The following is a 21052-nucleotide window of genomic DNA, read 5'->3' on the forward strand; positions in this document are numbered from 1 at the left end:
GAAAAGGGTGAGGCGGCCCCTGGTTCACTTGGGTCAGGGCCCGCCTCACGAGGGCTCGGGGAGAAAGGCGAGAGGCACCCGCCGGCCGGGATGCCGGCGGGAGACCCCACCCTATCGGCTCAGTACTTGTAGGAAGCGCCGAGCAGATAACGGACGCCGTACTTTTCGTACCGCCAATTCTGCGTGGTATCGCCGTTGTAATAGGTGATGACAGGCTCGTCGGTCAGGTTCTGGGCCTGGAGGACGATGGAGAGGCCCTTCAGGGCGCCTTCGCCGAAGTCGTAGCTGACCTGGGCATCCACCAGGGTCTCCGGCACCGCCAGGTCGAACTCGCGGCCCTGGCCGAAGCCGGTCTGTTCCGACAGGTAGCCGGAGCGGTGGGTGACCGAGACGCGGGCACCGAAGCCGCCGTTCTCGTAGTACAGCGTGCCCTGCTCCGTCCATTTGGAATAACCGGCCACCGGCAACGTGCTGTTGCCGCTGCCCACACCCTGGGAACCCGCCTGCAGGTCGGTCTGCGTCCAGCCGGCGGCGCCGTTGATGCCGAAGCCATCCAGCTTCGACCACACCATGTCCAGCGGCACGGCAAACGCGGCCTCCACGCCCTCGATCATGCCGCCGGCACCGTTCACGGGCACGGTGACGTAACCCAGGGTGGTGCTGGATCCGGTGGTGGAATTGCTGGTGACCCCGGTAAAGTCCGTGACCGTGCTCTTATTGTAGATGTTGTTTTCCAGGTGCTTGTAGAACGCCGCCAGCGACAGGTAGCCAGCCTTGTTGAAATAGTATTCGTAGGACAGGTCAACCGCGTCGGCGTACCAGGGCTTCAGGTAGGGGTTGCCGCCGTTGCCGCTCCACGGGCTGTTGTTCAGGTTGCCGCCGGTGTAGCCGGCCTTGGAGCTGTCGAAGCTGTAGGCCAGGTTGGCCTGCATCTGGTCCATGCGGGCCCGCATCATCTCGCGGGCGGCGCCCAGGCGGATCTGGTGGTCCGGGTTGGGCAGAACGAAGGACAGGTTCAGGCTGGGCAGCAGATCGTTGTAGGCGACGCCCTCGGTGCGCGGGGCATAGACGCCAGCGGCGGAATTGGCGGTGCTGACGGCGATGCCGGTGGACGACTGGTCGGTATGGACCAGTTGCAGACCGACGTTGCCGGTGACCTTCACGCTCCCCAGGTTTCCGTCCACGTCCGCCTTGACGAAGGCGGTGGTGACTTTTTCATCCACGGTGTAGTGGCTGTCGCCCGTGCAGTTGGCGCGGTACTGGCCGCAGGGCACCAGGCTGTAGACGCCGCGGGACAGTAGTTCCACCGGGTTGTAGGCGACGGTGTTGCCCAGGCCGATCCAGCTGAGATCGGCGGTGCCCACCATGGCCCAGGACGGAATGGCGGCGCTGGCGCCCCGCACGCCGGTCAGGGGATCGACCGGCGCGGTCAGGTTGGACGTCAGGGTGACGTACCATTCCGGCTGGTAGTATTCCTTGTTGCGCTCGGTGTAGTTCACACCGATATCAATGTCCTTGAGGAAGGCGACCTCGTGGAAGTCCTTCTTCAGGTCGCCCTTCAGCGAATACAGGTCGTCGTGCACCCGCGGCTTGTTCAGGTAGCCGTTCTGGGCATAGGGGGTGGTGCCGCCGTTCCAGTTGTTGGGATCGGTCAGCTTGATCAGGTTGGGGTCGGCGTAGTTTAAATTGTGGGTGTACTGGTACCCGGCCACATTGGTACCGACATTGGTGAACCCGATGGTGTCGGTGGCGCCCGACGACCCGCTGGAACCGGTGCCGAAGTAGGATTCGAAGCGGGTGGTGGTGCGGTCGGCCTGGCTGTAGCCGGCGTCCAGGGTGCCAGTCCAGTCGCCCTTGGTGTACCGGCCGTTCCAGCCGATGGAGTACAGGTCGGACTGGGTGGCGCCCTCGTCGCTGCGGCCCACGCCCTTCACGCCGCTGAACGCGCCGCTGGTGATCATGTTGCCGGCGGTGGTGTAGCCAGGCAGCAGCGCCACGGGCGGCTGCGCGCCGATGGCCGAGCCGTTGCCCCATTGCAGCGGCATCTCGATGCCGCGCTGCCACTGGTAGTCCTGGTAGTGGGTGTAGAAGAAGTCCAGCGACGTGGTGAAGTTGTCGGTGGGCTTATACTGCACCGTGCTCATGATGCCGGTGCGGTTGAACTCTTCGGAGTTCGCGCGCACCTCGTCACCGCCGATGACGTAGCTGCCGTTGGACAGCTGCGGATAGCCCCAGACGCGCGAGGTTTCCTGCTGCGTCGGCGAGTTCAGGTGGGCGATGGACAGCGACACGCCCAGGGTATCGTGGGCGAACTGGTCGATGTAGGTGGCGCTGGCGCGGTAACCCTTGTCCTCGCTGTCGGAGTTCAGCTTGCCGATGGAGGTCTGCTCATACCGGGCGGAGGCGGACAGCACCTGCTTGCCGTAATCCAGCGGGCGCACGGTCTGCAGGTCCACGGTGCCGGCCAGGCCCTGGGCCGTGAAGCCGGCCTGCGGGGTCTTGTAGACCACGGCGCTGCTGATGATTTCCGAGGGGTACAGGTCATATTCGACGCTGCGGTTGTTGCCGGTCGACACCTGCTCGCGCCCATTCAGGGTGGTCAGGGTGAAGTCCGGACCCAGACCGCGCAGGCTGATGACCTGGGCGCGGCCGTCAACGCGCTGGGCGGCCAGGCCGGGCAGGCGGGCCAGCGATTCAGCGATGGAGTTGTCCGGCAGCTTGCCGATGTCCTCGGCCGAGATCGCTTCCACGATCTGGCTGGCGTCGCGCTTCGCCTCGATCGCCGATTCCAGCGAGTGGCGGAAGCCGCTGACGACGATTTCCTGCATGTCGTCGTTGGCGGCGGCGGCATCGGCCGGCGCGCTCTGCGCCAGGGCGGACCCCTGCATCATCAGCACGGCGGCGCTGACACCCAGGGCCAGCCTGGCGGCCAAACTGATCTTCGTGTTCCTCATGGCACCCTCCCCTTAAGTCTTGCCTTACGCGGGCCGTTACCCGGCCCAGTTGCTGCTGTTCTTCAAAGTGTCCGCCCCTGCGGACGGATAGCCCCCGGGTCGCCCCGGCGTGAACGAAGGCTGTGGCCGCCCCGGGTCGGCGGGGCACCTTGCACGACGTCATGACTGTCACGGTGTGGATCAGAGATACCTCAGGTACGACTGTACCAAGCGTTTCAGGGCGCCTGGCCGTATCGTTTCCACCTGAAGGTCATCAACCTGGATTTGGGTGCTTGGGCACCCTGGCCCCCGTATCCTCCCGAATTTGTGACGATCATAGTGTGGGGCGGATTTTTGTAACATAGTCCGCATACGTATGTGCAACGATCCAGTAACAGTCACATACGTATTCAGACGGCGGCGCGATAGTTAACCAATTCTGCTTCTCTCACCCAAATAATCATGTGTGCACGCGCACAATGAAAAAGGCCGGACCCTTGCGGATCCGACCGGTCGCCTACAAGATCGTGATCAAATGGCCTGCCCTCATTCAACCCGCAGGGCGGTGGCCACGGCGGCGCGCGCCGCCGACAGCGCGGGGGCCAACGCCGCCAGTACCGCGACCAGGAGGGCCACCCCCAGGCCGGCGGCGCCCCCCCAGAGGCAGGCCTGGTAGTCGAAGGGGTAGCGGATGATGCTCTGGCCGAAGCGGGCCACCACCGGGCGGCTGATGAGCGGCGCCAATGCCGAGGCGACGCCCCAGCCCAGGACGGCGATCACCACCGCCTCATAGATGAACAGGCGCACCAGGGTGGCGCCACCACCGCCCATGGCCTTCATCACCCCGACCTCGCGCGTCCGCTCCGCCACGCTGACGCCGACGCAGGCCGCCAGGCCCAGCACGCCGGTAGCCAAGGCCAGGACGGAGATCGCCATGAGGATGAGGGTGATGAAGTCCAGATGACCGTCGATGATCGCCCTCAGCATACCGGCCGTCTCCGCCTCCCCCACCTGGATGCCGGCGGCGGTCAGGCCGTCCTGCAACTCCTGGGCGACCCGGCGCTGGTCCGCGCCCGGGGCCAGGGCCAGGTAGACCAGGTCGGCGTCCGCGGGAGAGGGGCGCAGGGCGTCCATCACCGCCGCGGGGGCGTAGACGCGGCCCGGTCCGAATTCCCGCACCACGCCGACGATGGTGACCGGTGCGACCCGGTCCCCGGCACTCAATCGATAAGCGCCGCCCAACCGGAGGGCCGGGACGTCGGCGAGCAGCTTCTGCGTCACGACCACACCATTGGGTGTGCCAGCCAGAGAGTTCCCGGCCAGCCACCGCCCGGCCAGCAGGTCGGGGCGCAGCAGACGGGTGTCCGCCGGCGGCGCCACCACCGGAATGGCGTTGCCCAGGCGCATCCCGTCGGCGCCCAGCGGTATAGCGGCCGCCGCCCGCCAGTACTCCGCCAGGCGGACCTCCGCCCGGCCGGCCAGCAGGGGTCGCAGGCGGTCCACCGGATAAGGCTGGCGCAACGCCAATTGCACATCATAGGGCTTGGTCCGCGCCACCGCCGCCGCCGTGCCTTGCATGGAGGCGCGGACGTTCAGGGCCGTCAGGAAAAAGGCCAGGCCGATGGCCAACACCAGGGCGCTGAGCACGGCCGGGCGGGGCCGTCGCAGCACGGCCCCCAACGCCAGGCGGGGCAGCAGGGGCAGGATCACGGCACGGCCAAGCATGCCCACGCCCGCGCCGCCGCCCTGCCCATCGGCCCGCATCAGGGCCAAGCGCACGGGCAAGCGCACCGTCCGCCCGACCCGCCAGGTGGCAACCGCCAGGGGCGTGCCCGCACCGAAAGCCAGGATGACAGCCGCCACCCATAGGGGTGGCCGGGGCGTCAACAGGTCGAAATTATTGCCGGCGGCCAGGAAGCGTGCCATGACCGTGCCCATGGCCATGGCGGGCCAGAGGCTGGCCAGGGCCGCCGCCAGGCCCAAGGCGCCCGTGGCCAGCAGATAGTCGCGCAGCACCTGCCCAGGCCGGGCCCCCAGGGCCCGCATCACCCCCACCACCCGCCGTTCCCGCGTCATCATCCCATCGATCAGGTTGACCACCAGCACCATGCCCATGACCAGGGTGGTCAGGGCCAAGCCGGCCATCAGCACCAGCAGCGCGTCCAGCTGGTTCTGGTGGCCGTAGACCGGAACGTCCTGGATATCCAGGCGCCGCACGGCCACGCCCGCCGCCGCCAGCGTGGACTCCACCGCCGGGGCCAGCGCGCCGGCGCTTTCCGGGCCGTTGGACGCGCGCGTGGTCAGCAGCAGGCGGGTGCCATCCAGCGTCTGGCCCCAGGCGGCCAGGGTGGCACGGGTGACATAGCCGTAAAGCACCATTTCCATGCGCGAGGGATGCTGGCCGGGATCGAAGACATAGCCGCTGAAGGTCGCGCTGGCGGTTGCGCCATTGGCGAAACGCAGCGGCAGCGCGGCACCCGGCCCGCCCTCCATGAAATAACGTCCATCGCGTTCCAGCAGCAGGCTGCCGGTGGGGGGCGGCCAGGCCTCCTGGGGCAGGCCGGTATCGGGGGCGAAGGTGGCCACGCGCAGGTCGCGGAAGTCGTCCACCACCGACAGTTCCAGGGGCCACCAGCGGCCCGGCCGGGTTTGCACCCGGGCCATCACCAATGGGCGTTCCTCCACCGCCGCGACGCCGGGCAGGGCCGCCAGCCGGCGCAGCGCCTCCGGCGGCACGGCATCGGTGCGCAGCACCAGGTTGGGCGGGTTGGTGCGGCGATAGCCGGCGTCCAGGTCCGTGCGCAGTAGGGAATAGGCGGCCACCACCGCGCCGGCGACGAACAGGCCGATGGTGAGGCCGACGAAAGCCATCAGGGTGCGGCCCCAGCGCACGCCGAAGTCGCGCGCCACCTTCTTCAGCCGAACGGAGATCATGGCGCACCCCCCGCCGGATTACTCTCCGTCACCTGGCCGTCCTCGACCCGAAGCACCCGGCGATAGCGATCCAGACCGACGCGTTCGTGGGTGGCGACGATGACGGTGCGCCCATCGGCCACGCAGCGGTCGAACAGGGCGGCCACGCGTTCCCCATTGGCTCGGTCCAGGTTGCCGGTGGGTTCGTCCGCGACCAGGATGGGCGGGTCATTGGCCAGGGCGCGGGCGATGGCCACGCGCTGCTGCTCGCCACCCGAAAGGCGGCCGGGCGGACGGAAGGCCTGGTCGGCCAGGCCCATGTCGCCCAGCAGGGACAGGGCCCGCGCCCGACGCGCCTTGGCCGGCACCGTGCCCACCAAATCCATGGCCAGCATGACATTGTCCAGCGCGGTCAGGGTGGGGATCAGTTCGAAGAACTGGAAGACGATGCCGATGCTGGCCCCGCGGAAGCGGGCCAGCGCCCCCTCACCCAACGTCTCCAGCGCCGTGCCGTTGACGCGGACGGAGCCCTGGCTGGCCCGATCCACCCCGGTGATGAGGTTCAGCAGCGTGGACTTGCCGGAGCCGGACGCCCCCGTCACCGCCACATACTGCCCCCGGTCGATGGTGACGGTGGCGGGCCGCAGCGCGGCGTACGCGTCAGGTCCCTGGCGGAACGTCCGCCCGGCGGCCAGCAATTGAATGACAGGCGACACTAGCGCCCCCCTTTCTGGTTGAAGAGGGGACAGCATGGCGGGGCCGTGTCGGGCGCCTTTGCCGCGATTGTCAGGAAAGTGTGGGGAAAACCAGCGTGGCGGTGGTGCCCACATCCACCGTGCTGTCCAGCGTCAGCCGGCCGCCCTGCGCCACCACCAGGCTGCGGGCGATGCCGAGGCCCAAGCCAGCACCGCCGGTGCGCCAGCTCCGGTGGCGATCAACACGAAAGAAGCGGTCGAAGACGTGGGGCAGGTCGGCCGCCGGGATGCCCCGGCCGTTGTCGGCCACCGTCACGCGCCAGTCCACGTCATCAGCGCGCAGGCTGAGGGTGATGCGCGCGTCCGGCCGGCCCTGGGTGGCCGCCACCGCGTTGTCCACGAGGTTGCCCAGGGCCTGGAACAGGCGTTCGGCGTCGATGTGAACGGCGCGGTCCGCGTCCACGCTCACCGACACCCCGATGCCGGCGCCCTCGATACGGGATGAGAGCCGGGCGAAGGCTTGGCGCCCCCAGTCGGCCAGCGCCACCGCTTCCCGTACCAAGGGAACAGGCCCTTCCTCCACCCGTGCCGCCTCCAGGATGTCGCCGATCAGGCGATCCATCAGCGCGATCTCCGCATCCATCTGCGCCAGGTGCGGGGCCGCCTGTTCCGGCCGGCGGGCGATGGTCTCCTCCAGCGCCCGCAGCCGGCCCAGGGGGGAGCGCAGTTCGTGCGACACGTCGGCCAGCAGCCGGCGCTGCCGCGTTTCGGCATCGCGCAAGGCGAGCGACATGTCGTTGAAGGATTGGACCAGGCCCGCCAGTTCGCGCTGGCGCGGCGGGGCCAGCGTCTCCCCGAAGTGCCCGCCGGCCACGCGCGCGGCCAGGGTGGAGAGACGGCGGAAGGCCCCCGTCAGGTCGCGCACCGGCGGCCAGACCAGCAAGGCGGCCAACCCGACGAACACCAGCACGACGGGCACGAACTCCACATGGAAGGGGATCGCCGGCTGGCCGGCGCGGCTCAGCACCAGGGTGCCGCCGCCGGGCAGCGGCGCGGCGCCCACCAGCACCTCCAGATCCTGGTGCCCCGCGCCGACCAACCCGGTATCCAAGGGCGGGCGGTCAGGTCGGCTGTCACCCACAACATGGCCATCGGCCGCCAGCCAGGTCAGGCGCAGCCGGCGGTGCGCCGCCCCCCAGGCCTGGACGACGGTCGCCGGATCCTGGCCCTCGGGCCAGTGGCTGGCCTGCCAGCGCGCCTCTTCCTGCAGATCGCGCTGCCAGTCGCCATAGAGGAAGCGCGCCTGGAAATGGAAGGACAGCGTCACCAGGATGCCCAGGCAGACGGCGACCAGCAGCAGCGCCCGCCAGAACATCAGGCGGAACAGGCCCGGCCCCCTCATGACAGGTGGAACCGGTAGCCCACGCCCCACACCGTGCGGATGAAGGTGGGGGTCTTGGGGTCGTCACCGATCTTGCGGCGCAGGTTGCTGATGTGGGTGTCGACCGCGCGGTCGAAGGCGTCCGTCTCCCCACCCCGCACGCATTCCAGCAGCATGTCGCGGCTGAACACCCGCCCCGGCTCCGCCGCCAGTCGGGCCAGCAGGTCGAATTCCGTGCGCGTCAGATCCAGGGCCTGGCCGTGCAGGCTGGCGGTGCGGCTGCCGGCGTCGATGCGGAAGGGACCGGCGTGGTGGATGGCGGGCGGGGCCGCCGCCGGGCCGGCGCGGACGCAGCGCCGCAGCACCGCCTTGGCCCGCGCCTCCAGCTCCCACAGGCTGTAGGGCTTGGGCAGGTAGTCGTCGGCGCCCAGGTCCAGGCCGCGGATTCGGTCGGCCTCCTGCCCCCGGGCGGTGACCATGATGATGCCGATGTCGTGGTCGCGGCGGATGCGACGGCAGAGGGACAAGCCATCCTCCCCTGGCAGCATGATGTCCAGCACCGCCAGGTCCACGGCATGCGCCCGCAAATGCGCGTCAGCCGCCGCCGCGTCCGCGGCCCAGGCGACCTGGAATCCGCTGTCGGCCAAATGGCGCACCACAAGGGGCGCCAACCGGTCGTCGTCTTCCACCAGCAGGATGCGGGCGCCGTCGGGCGGGGGCGGGATCATGAGGGCGGCACCCTTGAATGCGATGTCTGCACGCCCGACGATAGCGTGAAACGTCGGCCCCGCGACATAGTCGCAATCTTACGGCCTAAGCAGCCTGCCTGCTGGCAGGCCCCGGCCTTCTCCCCTATCATTCAGCGTGTTAACCAAACCTGCCCATAAGCCCGCGCCCGCTTCGCCGGGGAACGCCGGGCCCATCTGGAGGGAAAGCATGACGAAGTCCATTCTGCGCGCCGCCCTGCTGTCGGCCGCGATGGCGGTCGCCACCACCGCCCCGGCCCTGGCCGCCGGCGCCCCGGTCGTCACCACCGTCCACCTGATCACCGCCACCGGCGTGGGGGCCGCCATCGGCACCATCACCGCAACCGAGGGCAGCGGCGGCCTGGTGCTGACGCCCAAGCTGACCGGCCTGCCGCCGGGTGTGCACGGCTTCCACCTGCACGCGAACGCCTCGTGCCAGCCGGGGGAAAAGGATGGCAAGCCCGGCGCCGGCCTCGGCGCCGGCGGCCACTTCGACCCCGCCGGCACCGGCAAGCACCTGGGGCCCACGGCCGACGGCCACAAGGGCGACCTGCCGCCGCTGACGATCGCGGCCGATGGCAGCAGCGCCCCCGAACCGCTGACGGTGCCGCACCTGACGCTGTCCGACCTGGCCGGCCACGCCTTCGTGATCCATGCCGGCGGCGACAACTTCTCCGACACGCCGGAGCCGCTGGGCGGCGGCGGCGGCCGCATCGCCTGCGGCGTGGTGGGCGAGAAGTAAGGTCCACCCCGCCACAGATGAGCAAAGCCCCAGCGGAACCCTCTGCTGGGGCTTAATTTTTTGCAGTTCGCCTAAATTTTAATCTGCGTAACAAATCCTGACGCGCCCCTTGTGGGGCCTCTTCCGCCCCGCCTATAGTAGTAGGCATAAAGGCAGGCCGGGTGCGGCCGGGCCGGTAATGAAACCGGGAGGGTGCTGGCGGGGGATCGGGGCCGCAAGGCCTGGCCATGTCCCCGATAGGATCGGCACCACCCGGAAAACGCGGGGGCGTTATGGGTGACGAGGCGGAGGCCGGCGGCAGCCGACCGGAGGCGGAGGATCAGGCGCGCGGCCTGAACGCGGCGGCGGTCCGGGCCATGGCGGCGGGCCAACCGGCGCGGGCTGTGGCGCTGCTGGAGGAGGCGCTGTCCTTCCTTCCCAGCCAAGTGCCGCTGTGGCTGAACCTGGCCGGCGCCCAGCGCGCGCTGGGCCAGCCCCAGGTCGCCTTGTCGGCACTGGACCGGGCGCTGGCGCTGGACGCCCGGAACTTCATGGCCCTGCTGATGCGCGCCTCGCTGCTGGACAGTATGGGCCAGCCGCGCCAGGCGGGGGCGGCCTACGGCACCGCCCTGCAGTTGGCGCCGCCGGACGCGGTGCTGGACGTCGCCACGGCCCGGGCCGTGGCCCGCGCGCGGGAACGCCATGCGGAGTACCTCGCCGACCTCGACGGCTTCCTGAAAGGGGAGATCGACGGCGATCTGCGCCGCTGCGCCAGCGGGGAGGCGCGGCGCATGGCCCGTTTCGTCGACATGGCGCTAGGGCGCACCAAACCCTATCACCAGCAGCCGGCGCAGTTCTTCTACCCGGGCCTACCGGCCATCGAATTTTTCGACCGCGAGGAATTCCCCTGGCTGGCGGAACTGGAGGCCGGGACCGACGCCGTGCGCGCGGAACTGGCCGCCGTCCTGCGGGACGGGGACGATCCCCAGCGGTTCGTGCCCTACATCGCCTATCCCGAGGGCCTGCCCCTGGACCAGTGGGCGGAGCTGAACCATTCCCCGCGGTGGAGCGCCTTTCACTTCATGCATTACGGCCGGCCGCACGCGGAGAATCGCGCCCGCTGCCCTAGGACCGCCGCCCTGCTGGACGCCATGCCCCAGCCCCAGGTGCCGGGCAAGTCGCCCGCCGCCATGTATTCGGTGCTGAAGCCGCGCACCCGCATTCCCGCCCACACCGGCGTATCCAACACCCGGCTGGTGGTGCATCTGCCCCTGGTGGTCCCACCCGGCTGCGGCTTCCGGGTCGGCAACGAGGTGCGGGAGTGGAAGGTGGGCGAGGCCTGGGCGTTCGACGACACCATCGAGCATGAGGCATGGAACGACAGTGACCAGACCCGCGTCATCCTGCTGTTCGACATCTGGCACCCGCACCTGAGCGCGGCCGAGCGCGAGATGATCACCCGGGTCATGACCGGCATCGACCGTTTCAATGGCGACGGGCCCGCCCAGACCGATGAGGGAAGCGGCCTTTAGGCAGGCGTCGGCTTGGCCAAGCTATGCCGAAGCATACAGTGAGCACGGCCGCGCCTCCGTCCATATGACTGGGCGGTGACCGGTCCCAGCGGGCGCGTCCGGAACGCGTCCCCCTTCCCCCCCTTTCGGACCGGGGCAGGTGGCACGCGGACCCTTATGACCTTCTATTCCTCCTCGACCCCAAATCCCACCCCAACCCCCGCGCTGACGGCGGTGCCACGGGACGGAATGCTAGACCCGGACCGCGCTCTGGGGGGTGCCCTGGATGGCGGCGGCATTCCGCGTCTGGGCCAATTCGGCCGCCGGGGCCTGCTGGGTGCCGCCGTGCTGCTGACCCTGGCCGTGCTGGCGGTGGCGGGCGCGCAGCTGCACCACGACGCCGACGCGCTGGTTGCCGACCTGCAACGCCAGCTGCTGGCCCGGGCCCTGACCCTAACCCCGGCGCTGGAACAGGCGCGCACCATCGGTGACGGCGTGGCCACGCGCCTGTCGGGGACGCGGGCGGAACCCGGCAGCATCCAAGGCCTGCCCGCCAACGACGCCGTGCGCTGTGACGAGCGCCTGCGGCCCGATCCCGCGGCGCTGAACGCCCACCTGATCCTGGCGGCGCCTGACCAGCGCCCGCCCGCCGGCCCCACCGCCTGCCTTCTGTCCCTGCTGCAGAGCATCAGCCTGCTGGCCAGCGGCACGCCCATCAGTTCGGTCACCGTGATTGGGCCGGACTGGGCGCTGACCTACCCCGATATGCCCCGGGGCCTGCGCGACGACATGACCGGCGACCGCTTGATCGCCAGCATCCGTGGCCTGGCGCAACGTGCGCTGAAGACCGGCCAAGGCATGATGAGCCCGCCCTATCGCAGCATGGTGGCGGGCCGGGGCGTCACCGCCGCCTATCTCACCCGATCCAGCGACCGGCCCGACTTCTTGGCCGTCACCGTCAGCTTGTCCCTGGAGGGATTGTGGCGGGCGATCGGACCCCTGCCGAATCTTCCCGGCAACGAACTGCTGATCGTCGACACCAAAGGCACCATCGTGTCGCGTGGCGGCGCCCCGGCGGAGGCCGTGCTGCCGGACCCCAAGACCGGCGACCGTCCCAGCCTGCCCCTGGCCGAGATGCGAAAGGCCCTGGCGGGCGCGGGCCAGCCGGTGCGCGACGGCGCCTGGCTGACGGCCGCCCTGCCCCTGACCAACCTCGGCTGGTCGCTGGTGGTACGCATGCCCTGGGGGGATTTCCTGTCGGCGCTGCTCCGCGGCAGCCTGTGGCCCCTCGGCAGCGCGGTCCTGCTGCTGGCCGGCATCTGGCTGGCCTACGGCGCCGCGTCGCGCCGGCTGCTGGCCCCGGCCATCCTGCTGGAGCAGCGCCTCCACAAGGCGGTGAGCGAGTTGCGGCTGACCTTCGACAACATGACGGAAGGCTTGTGCCTGCTGGACCGCGAGGGCCGGGTGAGGGCGGCCAACGCCCGCCTGGCCGCCGTGCTGGACCTGCCTGAGCATCTGACCCGGCCCGGCGCCACCCTGGCCGAGGTCAACGCCCACTTGGCCACCCTCTACCCCGCCGGCATGCGGTTGTTGACCATGCCCACCCTGCTGGCCCGCCTGGCGGAGGGTGGCGGGCAGTACAGCTTCGACGCGCCCCTGCCCGGTGGCCGGCGCTGGTATGAGGCCCGCTTCCGGCTGGTCCCCGGCGGCGACATGATCGTGGGCCTGGCCACCGACATCACCGCCCGCAAGCGCGACGAGCTGGCGCTCACCGCCGCCAAGGAACGCGCGGTGACGACCCTGGCCCAGCTGCAGGAGACGCAGGACCAGCTGGTGGAAAGCGAGAAGATGGCCGCGTCGGGTGGCCTGGTGGCCGGTGTGGCGCATGAGGTGAACACCCCCATCGGCGTGGGTGTCACCGCCGCCAGCACCCTGGCGGAGCGCACCCGCCTGCTGGCCGGCGCCTTCGCCGAGCGCACCATGACCAAGGAGATGTTGGACGACTACCTGAAGCGGGCGGCCACCCTGACGTCGCTGATCCAGGAGAATCTGGATCGCGCCACCCGGCTGGTGCGCAGCTTCAAGCAGGTGGCCATCGACCAGCACGGCGACGCCGAGCATGAGGTGCGGCTGAAGCAGTACTTGGAGGACGCGCTGGTCAACCTGCGGCCGGAACTGCGGCGCGGCCGGCACACCCTGGCCATTGAGGGGGACGGCGAGATCATCGTGCGGGCCGTGCCCGCCCAGCTGTGGCAGGTGGTCAGCAACCTGGTGCTGAACGCCGTAATGCACGCCTTCCCCGACCAGGAGGGCGGCACCGTGCGCGTCACCCTGGCCCGGTCAGGCCCCCGCGCCATCCTGGAGGTGCGCGACGACGGCATCGGCATGACCGCGGAGGTGCGCCATCGCTGTTTCGAGCCCTTCTACACCACCAAGCGGGGCCAGGGCGGCAGCGGCCTGGGTCTGTCCATCGCCCATACCCTGGTCACCAGCGGCCTCAACGGCCGCATCACCGTGGACAGCGCGCCCGGCGCCGGCACCACCTTCCGCATCGAAATGCCCCTGATCCTGCCTCCCGCCATGTCGGCGGAGACCGCGCCTGAAGCCCTCACCCGGACATCGCCATGATGACCTTCGACGACCTGTTCGCCCGGCCGCCCGCCGACCCGGTTCCGCCGGAGTGCCCCGTGGCGCCCCCCGTGGCGCCCTGGAAGGTGCTGATCGCCGACGACGACGCGGCCATCCACGCCGTCACCGAGCTGGCGCTGGAGGGGTTTCGCATGGACGGCCGGCCGCTGGCCTTCCTGCATGCCCATTCCGGGGCGGAGACCTTGCAGCGCATGGAGGAACATCCGGACATCGCCGTGCTGTTGCTGGACGTGGTGATGGAAAGCGACAGCGCCGGCCTGGACGCCGCCAAGGCAGTGCGGGAACGGCTGGGCAACCGCCAGGTGCGCATTGTGCTGAACACCGGTCAGCCGGGCTCGGCGCCCGAGGCCGAGATCATCGCCCGCTACGACATCGACAACTATCGTGAGAAGGGGGAACTGACGGAGCGGCAGCTGTTCACCCTGATGTATTCCTGTCTGCGCGGGTACCGCGACATCGCGGCGGTGGAGCAAAGCCGCCAGGGCCTGCGCAGGCTGGTCGACGCCTTGCCCCGCATCTTCCACCTGACCGCCGCCGACCGCCTGGCCCGCACCTGCCTGGAGCAGCTGGCGGGCCTGACGGGCGGGGTGGGGCTGAACGGCGTGGTGCTGGAGCAGGACCGGTCCGACGGCCCGGCCCGCGCCCTCGCCGCCTGCGGCCGGTTCGCGGGGTGGGCGGAGGACGGCCCCCCGCCCCCAGATGTGCAGGCTGCCCTGGCGCTGGACGGCAACCTGCGGGAACACGACCGCTGGAGCGAATGGCTGCCCACCGGTGGCGGTGGGCGCCGCCTGCTGTATCTGGATGGTGTCGCCGCCGCCACACCCCTGGGCCGCGACCTGCTGGCCCTGTTCGTCCGCAACCTGGCCGTGGCCTTCGACAACCTGCGCCTGAAGGAGGAGATCGAGGAGACCCAGCGCGAGATCGTCTTCCGCCTGGGCGAGGCGGTGGAGACCCGCAGCCAGGAAACCGGCAACCATTTGAAGCGGGTGTCGGAGGCGGCGGGCATGATCGCCGCCTACCTGGGTTATGATGAGACCATGGTGTCGCGGGTGCGCTATGCGGCCCCCCTGCACGACATCGGCAAGATCGGCATCCCCGACCACATCCTGAACAAGCGCGGCCAGCTGGATGCGGAGGAATGGAAGGTGATGCAGACGCATGCCGACATCGGCTGGCGCATGCTGAAGGACGCGCGCCAGGACATCCTGCGCGCCGGTGCCATCATCTCCCTGCAGCATCATGAGAAATGGGATGGGACGGGCTATCCCCGCGGCCTGCGTGGGGATGAGATCGACCCGCTGGCCCGCATCGTCGCCGCCGCCGACGTGTTCGACGCCCTGGGCAGCCACCGGCCCTACAAGGCGCCCTGGCCCCTGGAACGCATCCTGGAGCATATGGTCAAGGAGCGGGGCCGCCATTTCGACCCCACCGTGGTGGACGCCATCCTGGCGTTGGCGCCGGCGCTGATGGAAAGCCGGACGCGTTACCCGGATATCGAGCGGTAGCCGGCGCCAACGGTGCCTTCCGCCCGGGCGGCCTTGCGGTTGCGGTTCACCACCATCTCGTCATACAGGGCGGTGATGGTGCGGCTGCCGGTGCGCACGAAGAGCCCCGGCACGACGGCGTGCACCAGACAGGCCAGGCCCGCCAGCACCATGCGGCCGCCGAAGGACGCCGCCACCACGGCATGCTCGCCATAGCTTTCCTGGACCGCCCGCGGGTGGTCTATAAACAGCTTGCCCAACATGATCCGCGTCTCCCCTGTCATTCGGTGCCGATGACATCAGCATAACCCGGACAGCCTTGAGAAAAATCCCAAACTGTCCCACCATTGTGCCGCGATAGGATGATTTTATCCCACGAAGCGGCAATTCCATGGAACACCTTGACAAGACGGACATCAGACTGCTGCAGCTGCTGCAGGAGGACGCCACGCAATCAATCGCCCAGCTGGCCGACACCGTCGCCCTGTCGACGAACGCCTGCTGGCGCCGGGTCAAGCAGTTGGAGGAGGCCGGCATCATCCGCCGCCGCGTCGCCCTGCTGGACGCCGACCTGCTGGGCTGCGGCATCACCGTGTTCGTCGCCATCCGGACCAACCAGCATGACGAGGATTGGCTGGAGACGTTCGCCCGGGGCGTGGCGGACATTCCCGAAATCGTGGAGTTCTACCGCATGAGCGGCGACGTCGATTATCTGCTGAAGGTGCTGGTGGCCGACATTCCCCATTACGACCGGGTGTACAAGCGCCTGATCAAGGTGACCAAGCTGACCGACGTCAGTTCCAGCTTCGCCATGGAACGGATCAAATCCACCACGGCGATCCCCCTGCCAGGCCCGTTGCCAGCCCCCTTGCCGCGTCCCTAAAGGGGCATACGCCAAAGGCAAGATCGCCAGCCGGGGAAAACTGCGTCATGTTCCGCTTCTGGTTTGCCCCATCCGTGTTGCGAAACGCGGTGGGTTTTTTTTATGGGCGGTTGGCGCGTCGCGGTTTCGTGAGGGTGCCGGGTTTGATGAGGGCGTAAGCCGTGGACATGCTGCTGCGACAGCGGGTGCGACTGGCGGGGCTGGCGGCCCTGGGTGGCATCGTCGCCCTGCTGTTGATCATGCAATCCATCTTCGCGGAGGTGGTGAGCAGCGAAAGGTGGGTGAACCACAGCTATCAGGTCCGCACCACGGCGACCCTGGTGCTGAGCCACATCCTGTCGGCGGAATCAGCCCAGCGCCTGTACCTGCTGGTCCACGCGCCAGAGGCGCGCGACCGCTTCCAGGGCTATCGCGACGACACCACCAACCAGTTGCTGGCGCTGACCACCCTGTTGAGCGACAACCCGGACCAGGTGCGGCGCGCATCCACCCTGACGGCCTTGGCCAATGCGCGGCTGGATGCGCTGCAGGTGCTGATGCAGGCCCCCGCCGGATCGCCCCCGGACACCATAACCCTGGAACGGGGCGAGTCCCTGATGGCCGAGGTGCGGGAGCAGGTGGCCATCATCGATGGCACCGAGCAGGCGCTGCTGGTGCAGCGGCAAGGCCGGGTCAACACCCTGCGCCTGCTGTTCGTGGCCGGCAGCGTCGTCATCTGCTTGGTGGCGGGCGGCCTGGTGTGGCGCCTGTCCAGCGGCGCCATGACGGAGGCGGACCGCGAAAGCCGCATGCGCCAGCAGTTGCAGGACATGCTGGACGAAAAGGGCCGCCTGCTGCGCGAGATCAACCACCGCGTGGGCAACGGCCTGGCCATGATCGGCACCCTGCTGCAGTTGCAGACCCATGACACCAAGGACCCGCAGGCCGAACGCGCCCTGGCGGAGGCCCGCACCCGTGTGCTGGCCATCAACGAAGTCCACAAGCGCATGCTGCAGGCCGAAACGGTGGACGAGGTGGAGTTCGGCGCCCTGCTGCCGGCCTTCTGCCGCGAGGTGGCGGCGGAATACGGTGCGCTGGACCGGGTGCAGGTAACCAGCACGCCCGTGCTGCTGCCGGTGGAGACGGGCGTCGCGCTGGCGCTGATCCTGAACGAGATGCTGACCCCCACCCTGCGCCGGTCGGACGAGTTGTACAGCCCCGTGCAGCTGACCCTGGCGGTGGTGGACAACCGCCTGTCCTGCATCATCGACGACCCCAGCGGTCAGTTGCCCACCGACATGGGGGCCGCCCGCCTGGCCGGCATCGGCATGACCGTGGTCCAGGCGCTGTGCCGCCAGATCGGCGCGGAGATGGCCTTCGACAAGGCCGGCACGCAGTTCTACATTTCCGTCACCGTGCCCCGGGCGCGCAAGGTGCAGGCGGCCTGAAGGCTGACCGCGCGCGCCGTCTAATTTATTGAAAAATCGGATCTGCAACGATCCTGTCTTGCGGCTGTGCCTGTATTTCCCGGTGGCTTTCGCTATGATGGCGCGACCCTGACGTTTAGCCGGAAAGGCACAACGGCTTGCCATCCCACTACCTGAAGCTGCACGGCAAAGGCCTGCGGGCCCGGCTGCAAATCCTGCTGCTGGTGGTGGTGGCGCCCCTCACGGCCCTGTCCATCGCCGACTACGGCGCCCGGCGGTCGGAGGCCGTCGCCGGCGCCCAGGCCCAGGCGCTGGGCCTGGCGCACGCGGTGGCCGGGCAGCAGGCGATGCTGATCGCCCAGGCCCGGCATATCGCGGACACGCTGATCAGCGAAAGCGCGCGCCTGCCGCTGGAAGAGTGTGTGCAGGACGCGCGGCTGATAAAGGCGGCCCATCCCTGGATCACCAACGTCAATCTGATGAGGCCGGACGGCCAGGCCTTCTGCTCTTCCTCCGCGCCGCCCTTCCAGAGCTTTGGCGACCGCGACTATTTCCAGACCCTGATCAAGACCGGCCAGCCGACCATCAGCGATTTCCTGATCGGCCGCACCTCGGGCCAGCCGGTGATGGTGGTGGCGCAGATGCAGGCCACCCCCAATGGCGGCGTCGCCCGGGTGGCCAGCACCGCCATCAGCCTGCAATGGCTGGAGGACATGGGGCGGCAGCTGGTGGAGACGCGGCATGCCGTGTTCCTGGCGGTGGACCGCCATGGCCACATCCTGGCGCGATACCCGGAGTCCGGTGCCGAGGTGGGGGATGGCGAACCTCGGGCGCCCTTGATCGGCGCCATGCTGGCCACGCCGGACGGCAACGCCGACACGGTCGACTTGCATGGCGTGGGCCGGCTGTTCGGCATCGCCAGCGTAGGGGATACCGGTGCCCGCGTGGCCGTCGGCCTGTCCAAGGCCGATGTGCTGGCCGCCGCCAACATCGATTTCCGTCGCAACCTAGTGGTGGTTCTGGCCGTGACCCTGCTGGCCTTCGCCCTGGGTGTGGCGGGGTTGGAGCTGTCGGTCCTGCGCTGGCTGCGCGCCCTGGGCGACGCGGCGCAGCGCATCGCCGCCGGCGACCGCGCCATCCACATCGACAGCCCCGGCAGCGGGCCGGAGCTGGAGGCCGTGGCCCAGGCCTTCAACGCCATGGCCGACGCCGTCGCCCGGCAGGAGCAGGAACTGGTGGCGCGCGAGGAGCGTTTCCGCGACCTGACGGAGGTATCGACCGACTGGTACTGGGAAACGGACGAAACCCACCGCCTGACCTACATCTCCGACGGGGTGCAGTTCGTGGGCATCGACATGACCCAGCTGCTGGGCCGCACCCGGCGCGAGCTGTCGACCGATGCCGACGCCGCCCACTGGGTGATCTATGAGGGTTTCCTCAACACACGCACCCCCTTCCGCGACTTCACCTATTCCGTCCCCGGACCGAACGGCCAGATCCGGCACGTGGAAATCTCCGGCCGGCCCTATTACGCGACCGATGGCCGCTTTCGCGGTTTTCGTGGGGTGGGACGCGATATCACGCCCTTGGTGGAGGCGCGCCAGCATCTGCAGGAACGAGACAGGCTGCTGACCACCATCCTGGAATCCATCGACCAGGGCATCGTCGCGTTCGACGCCCAGCTGCGCCTGTCCATCCGGAACCGCCATTTCCTGGACCTGATGGGGCTGAAGGCGGGGGATTGCACGCCCGGCCTGCCCCTGGGCGAGGTCGAGCCCCTGCTGAAGGATGGCGCCGCCGACCCGCTGGCGGGGGTGCGCTCACCGGAACCCATGACTTATGAGCTGACACGGGCCGACGGCAGCACGCTGGAGGCGCGGGCCATCCCCATGCCGGGCGGCGGCTTCGTCGTCAGCTATATGGACATGACCCTGCAGCGGCGTCAGGTCAGCGACCTGATCGACGCGCGCGACCGCCTGGCGGCGCAGGCGCGTGAACTGCGCACCCTGGCAGAGGAGCTGGACGCCGCCCGCCGTTCCGCCGAGGCGGCCAACGCCGCCAAGTCGGACTTCCTGGCCAACATGAGCCATGAGATCCGCACGCCCATGAACGGGGTCATGGGCATGGTGCAGCTGTTGCTGGAAAGCTCGCTGACCGCCGACCAGGCGACCTACGCCGCCATCATCCGCGACAGCGCCGACGCCCTGCTGTCCATCATCAACGACATCCTGGACATCTCGAAGCTGGAAGCGGGGCGGGTGGAGCTGGAGGAGGTGCCCTTCACCCTGGCCGACGTCACCGCCGGCGTGCTGGCCATCCTGGAGCCACGCGCCCGCGACAAGGGCATCCGGCTGGAAACGATGGTGGTGGGGGCCACCCCCGGCCATTACCGGGGCGACCCGTTCCGCCTTCGCCAGGTCCTGCTGAACCTGGTGGGCAACGCCGTGAAGTTCACGGAAAGCGGATCGGTCACGCTGGAGGTGGAGGTGGGCATCGCCAAGGACGGCCTGGTGCCGCTGCACTTCGCCGTGCGCGACACCGGCATCGGCATCAGCGCGCCGGCCCAGGCGCAGCTGTTCCGCAAGTTCGGGCAGGCCGACACCTCGATCTCCCGCCGCTTCGGCGGGTCGGGCCTGGGCTTGGCCATTTCCCAGCGGCTGGTGGCGCTCATGGGCGGCGCCATCACCCTGGATAGCACGCTGAACCAGGGCAGCACCTTCGCCTTCACCGTGCGTCTACCGGCGGTGCGCGCCAAGGATATGCCCAAGACGCAGGCCCTGCCCCCGATACAGGGATCGCCACCGCGCCCCAGCCGACCGCCCAAGCCCATACGGCCCGGCCTGCCCGCCGGCAACGGCGCCCGGCTGCTGGTGGTGGACGACAACTTCATCAACCAGACGGTCGCCCGGACCATGCTGGAGAAGCTGGGCTATCGTGTCACCCTGGCCGGCGACGCGCGTACGGCGCTGGACCTTTATGAGCGCGAGACCTTCCACGCCGTGCTGATGGACATCCAGATGCCGGAGATGGACGGCGTGCAGGCCACCCAGCGCATCCGTGACATCCAGGAAAGGACGGGCCGGCCGCGCACCCCCGTCATCGCCATGACGGCCAACGCCATGGCCGGCATGCGCGAGGAATATCTGGCCGCCGGCATGGACGACTACATCGCCAAACCCTTCGCCCTGCCCACCCTGGCCACCACCGTGGCGCGCTGGGTCGCGGCGGGCGGGCCGATCGAGGACAGTGTGGAAGCAGCCGTTCCCGCCACCCCCGCCGCTTCAACCCCAGTGTCGGCCCCAGTATCGCCCCCCGTATCGGCCCCCCCGGCATCGGTTCCGTCGGCACCCTCGTCCGGCCCGCCGGTGCTGGACCCGGCCCCCCTGCGCCAGTTGGCGGAGCTGTTGGACACCGACACCCTGGCCGACCTGGTCATGTCATCGGTGAACGAATGCGAAGCGCGGGTGGCGGCGCTGGAGGCCCTGGCGAACACCAGCGACACCGACGCCATGGCCAGAGCTGCCCATACCCTTATCGCCACGGCGGGCGACATCGGCCTGCGCCAGATGCAGGCCCTGGCGACCCGCATCCAGACGCACGCGCGCGCCGGCAAGGCTGATGACTGCCGGCCCCAGATCGCCGCGTTGGCGGCGACCCTGCCAGCCGGGCTGGCCGCCGTGGCCGCCGTACTGAAACCGCTGCTGAAGAAGACCGAGGGATAACGCTACGG

At 69.3% G+C, this 21052-nt stretch carries 13 protein-coding genes; 7 read left to right on the top strand and 6 right to left on the bottom strand.

Annotated elements, in window-relative coordinates:
• Positions 1 to 119: 119 nt before the first annotated feature.
• The 5 genes from FBZ89_RS00345 to FBZ89_RS00365 all read right to left on the bottom strand — a co-directional run bounded on the left by FBZ89_RS00345 (position 120) and on the right by FBZ89_RS00365 (position 8650).
• On the bottom strand, positions 120 to 2954 hold the full coding sequence (locus FBZ89_RS00345; protein ID WP_145748059.1) for a TonB-dependent receptor: 2835 nt from the start codon (positions 2952 to 2954) through the stop codon (positions 120 to 122).
• Positions 2955 to 3479: 525 nt separating this feature from the next.
• Positions 3480 to 5867 carry an FtsX-like permease family protein gene (locus FBZ89_RS00350; RefSeq protein ID WP_145748060.1) on the bottom strand — a complete coding sequence of 796 codons (2388 nt, stop codon included), beginning with the start codon at positions 5865 to 5867 and terminating at the stop codon, positions 3480 to 3482.
• Positions 5864 to 6562 (bottom strand): ABC transporter ATP-binding protein, encoded by a 699-nt coding sequence (locus tag FBZ89_RS00355; RefSeq protein WP_211115052.1) that lies wholly within the window; start codon positions 6560 to 6562, stop codon positions 5864 to 5866. The genes FBZ89_RS00350 and FBZ89_RS00355 overlap by 4 nt, the downstream gene beginning before the upstream one ends.
• Before the next feature lie 70 nt (positions 6563 to 6632).
• Positions 6633 to 7943 carry a sensor histidine kinase gene (locus FBZ89_RS00360; protein ID WP_145748062.1) on the bottom strand — a complete coding sequence of 437 codons (1311 nt, stop codon included), beginning with the start codon at positions 7941 to 7943 and terminating at the stop codon, positions 6633 to 6635.
• The gene (locus FBZ89_RS00365; RefSeq protein WP_145748063.1) at positions 7940 to 8650 is read right to left on the bottom strand and encodes a winged helix-turn-helix domain-containing protein; all 711 of its coding nucleotides are present in this window, start codon (positions 8648 to 8650) and stop codon (positions 7940 to 7942) included. The genes FBZ89_RS00360 and FBZ89_RS00365 overlap by 4 nt, the downstream gene beginning before the upstream one ends.
• 208 nt (positions 8651 to 8858) lie before the next feature.
• Here FBZ89_RS00365 and sodC point away from each other — a divergent pair, with 208 nt between their 5' ends.
• From sodC to FBZ89_RS00385, 4 genes are all read left to right on the top strand, one after another.
• Entirely contained in the window at positions 8859 to 9410 is a 552-nt protein-coding gene (sodC, locus tag FBZ89_RS00370; protein WP_145748064.1) for a superoxide dismutase family protein, read from the top strand.
• A gap of 272 nt (positions 9411 to 9682) precedes the next feature.
• Positions 9683 to 10921 carry an aspartyl/asparaginyl beta-hydroxylase domain-containing protein gene (locus tag FBZ89_RS00375; protein WP_186457109.1) on the top strand — a complete coding sequence of 413 codons (1239 nt, stop codon included), beginning with the start codon at positions 9683 to 9685 and terminating at the stop codon, positions 10919 to 10921.
• Between the two features lie 228 nt (positions 10922 to 11149).
• Positions 11150 to 13528: a sensor histidine kinase gene (locus FBZ89_RS00380; RefSeq protein WP_186457110.1), complete on the top strand. Its 2379-nt coding sequence runs from the start codon at positions 11150 to 11152 to the stop codon at positions 13526 to 13528.
• Positions 13525 to 15054 carry a response regulator gene (locus tag FBZ89_RS00385; protein WP_145748067.1) on the top strand — a complete coding sequence of 510 codons (1530 nt, stop codon included), beginning with the start codon at positions 13525 to 13527 and terminating at the stop codon, positions 15052 to 15054. Before FBZ89_RS00380 ends, FBZ89_RS00385 begins: the two co-directional genes overlap by 4 nt.
• Here the strand turns inward: FBZ89_RS00385 and FBZ89_RS00390 are convergent.
• Positions 15033 to 15296: a DUF6356 family protein gene (locus FBZ89_RS00390; RefSeq protein ID WP_246171962.1), complete on the bottom strand. Its 264-nt coding sequence runs from the start codon at positions 15294 to 15296 to the stop codon at positions 15033 to 15035. The two genes, FBZ89_RS00385 and FBZ89_RS00390, sit on opposite strands and share 22 nt — an antisense overlap.
• 128 nt (positions 15297 to 15424) lie before the next feature.
• Between FBZ89_RS00390 and FBZ89_RS00395 the strand changes: the two genes are divergently transcribed.
• The 3 genes from FBZ89_RS00395 (at position 15425) to FBZ89_RS00405 (ending at position 21044) form a co-directional block, all read left to right on the top strand.
• Positions 15425 to 15916, top strand: a complete 492-nt coding sequence (locus FBZ89_RS00395; protein WP_145748068.1) for an Lrp/AsnC family transcriptional regulator — start codon at positions 15425 to 15427, stop codon at positions 15914 to 15916.
• A gap of 167 nt (positions 15917 to 16083) precedes the next feature.
• Positions 16084 to 17343 carry a sensor histidine kinase gene (locus tag FBZ89_RS00400; protein WP_246171997.1) on the top strand — a complete coding sequence of 420 codons (1260 nt, stop codon included), beginning with the start codon at positions 16084 to 16086 and terminating at the stop codon, positions 17341 to 17343.
• Between the two features lie 137 nt (positions 17344 to 17480).
• On the top strand, positions 17481 to 21044 hold the full coding sequence (locus FBZ89_RS00405) for a response regulator (RefSeq protein WP_145748070.1): 3564 nt from the start codon (positions 17481 to 17483) through the stop codon (positions 21042 to 21044).
• Positions 21045 to 21052: the final 8 nt, after the last annotated feature.

The sequence above is a fragment of the Nitrospirillum amazonense genome, assembly GCF_007828045.1.
Taxonomy (GTDB): domain Bacteria; phylum Pseudomonadota; class Alphaproteobacteria; order Azospirillales; family Azospirillaceae; genus Nitrospirillum; species Nitrospirillum amazonense_C.

Excerpts from the sequence above, each read along its gene's own strand:
- sodC (WP_145748064.1), top strand. The coding sequence starts at position 8,859 with ATGACGAAGTCCATTCTGCGCGCCGCCCTGCTGTCGGCCGCGATGGCG.
- FBZ89_RS00395 (WP_145748068.1), top strand. The coding sequence starts at position 15,425 with ATGGAACACCTTGACAAGACGGACATCAGACTGCTGCAGCTGCTGCAG.
- FBZ89_RS00345 (WP_145748059.1), bottom strand. The coding sequence starts at position 2,954 with ATGAGGAACACGAAGATCAGTTTGGCCGCCAGGCTGGCCCTGGGTGTC.
- FBZ89_RS00365 (WP_145748063.1), bottom strand. The coding sequence starts at position 8,650 with ATGATCCCGCCCCCGCCCGACGGCGCCCGCATCCTGCTGGTGGAAGAC.
- FBZ89_RS00360 (WP_145748062.1), bottom strand. The coding sequence starts at position 7,943 with ATGAGGGGGCCGGGCCTGTTCCGCCTGATGTTCTGGCGGGCGCTGCTG.
- FBZ89_RS00375 (WP_186457109.1), top strand. The coding sequence starts at position 9,683 with ATGGGTGACGAGGCGGAGGCCGGCGGCAGCCGACCGGAGGCGGAGGAT.
- FBZ89_RS00350 (WP_145748060.1), bottom strand. The coding sequence starts at position 5,867 with ATGATCTCCGTTCGGCTGAAGAAGGTGGCGCGCGACTTCGGCGTGCGC.
- FBZ89_RS00385 (WP_145748067.1), top strand. The coding sequence starts at position 13,525 with ATGATGACCTTCGACGACCTGTTCGCCCGGCCGCCCGCCGACCCGGTT.
- FBZ89_RS00390 (WP_246171962.1), bottom strand. The coding sequence starts at position 15,296 with ATGTTGGGCAAGCTGTTTATAGACCACCCGCGGGCGGTCCAGGAAAGC.
- FBZ89_RS00400 (WP_246171997.1), top strand. The coding sequence starts at position 16,084 with ATGCTGCTGCGACAGCGGGTGCGACTGGCGGGGCTGGCGGCCCTGGGT.
- FBZ89_RS00380 (WP_186457110.1), top strand. The coding sequence starts at position 11,150 with ATGCTAGACCCGGACCGCGCTCTGGGGGGTGCCCTGGATGGCGGCGGC.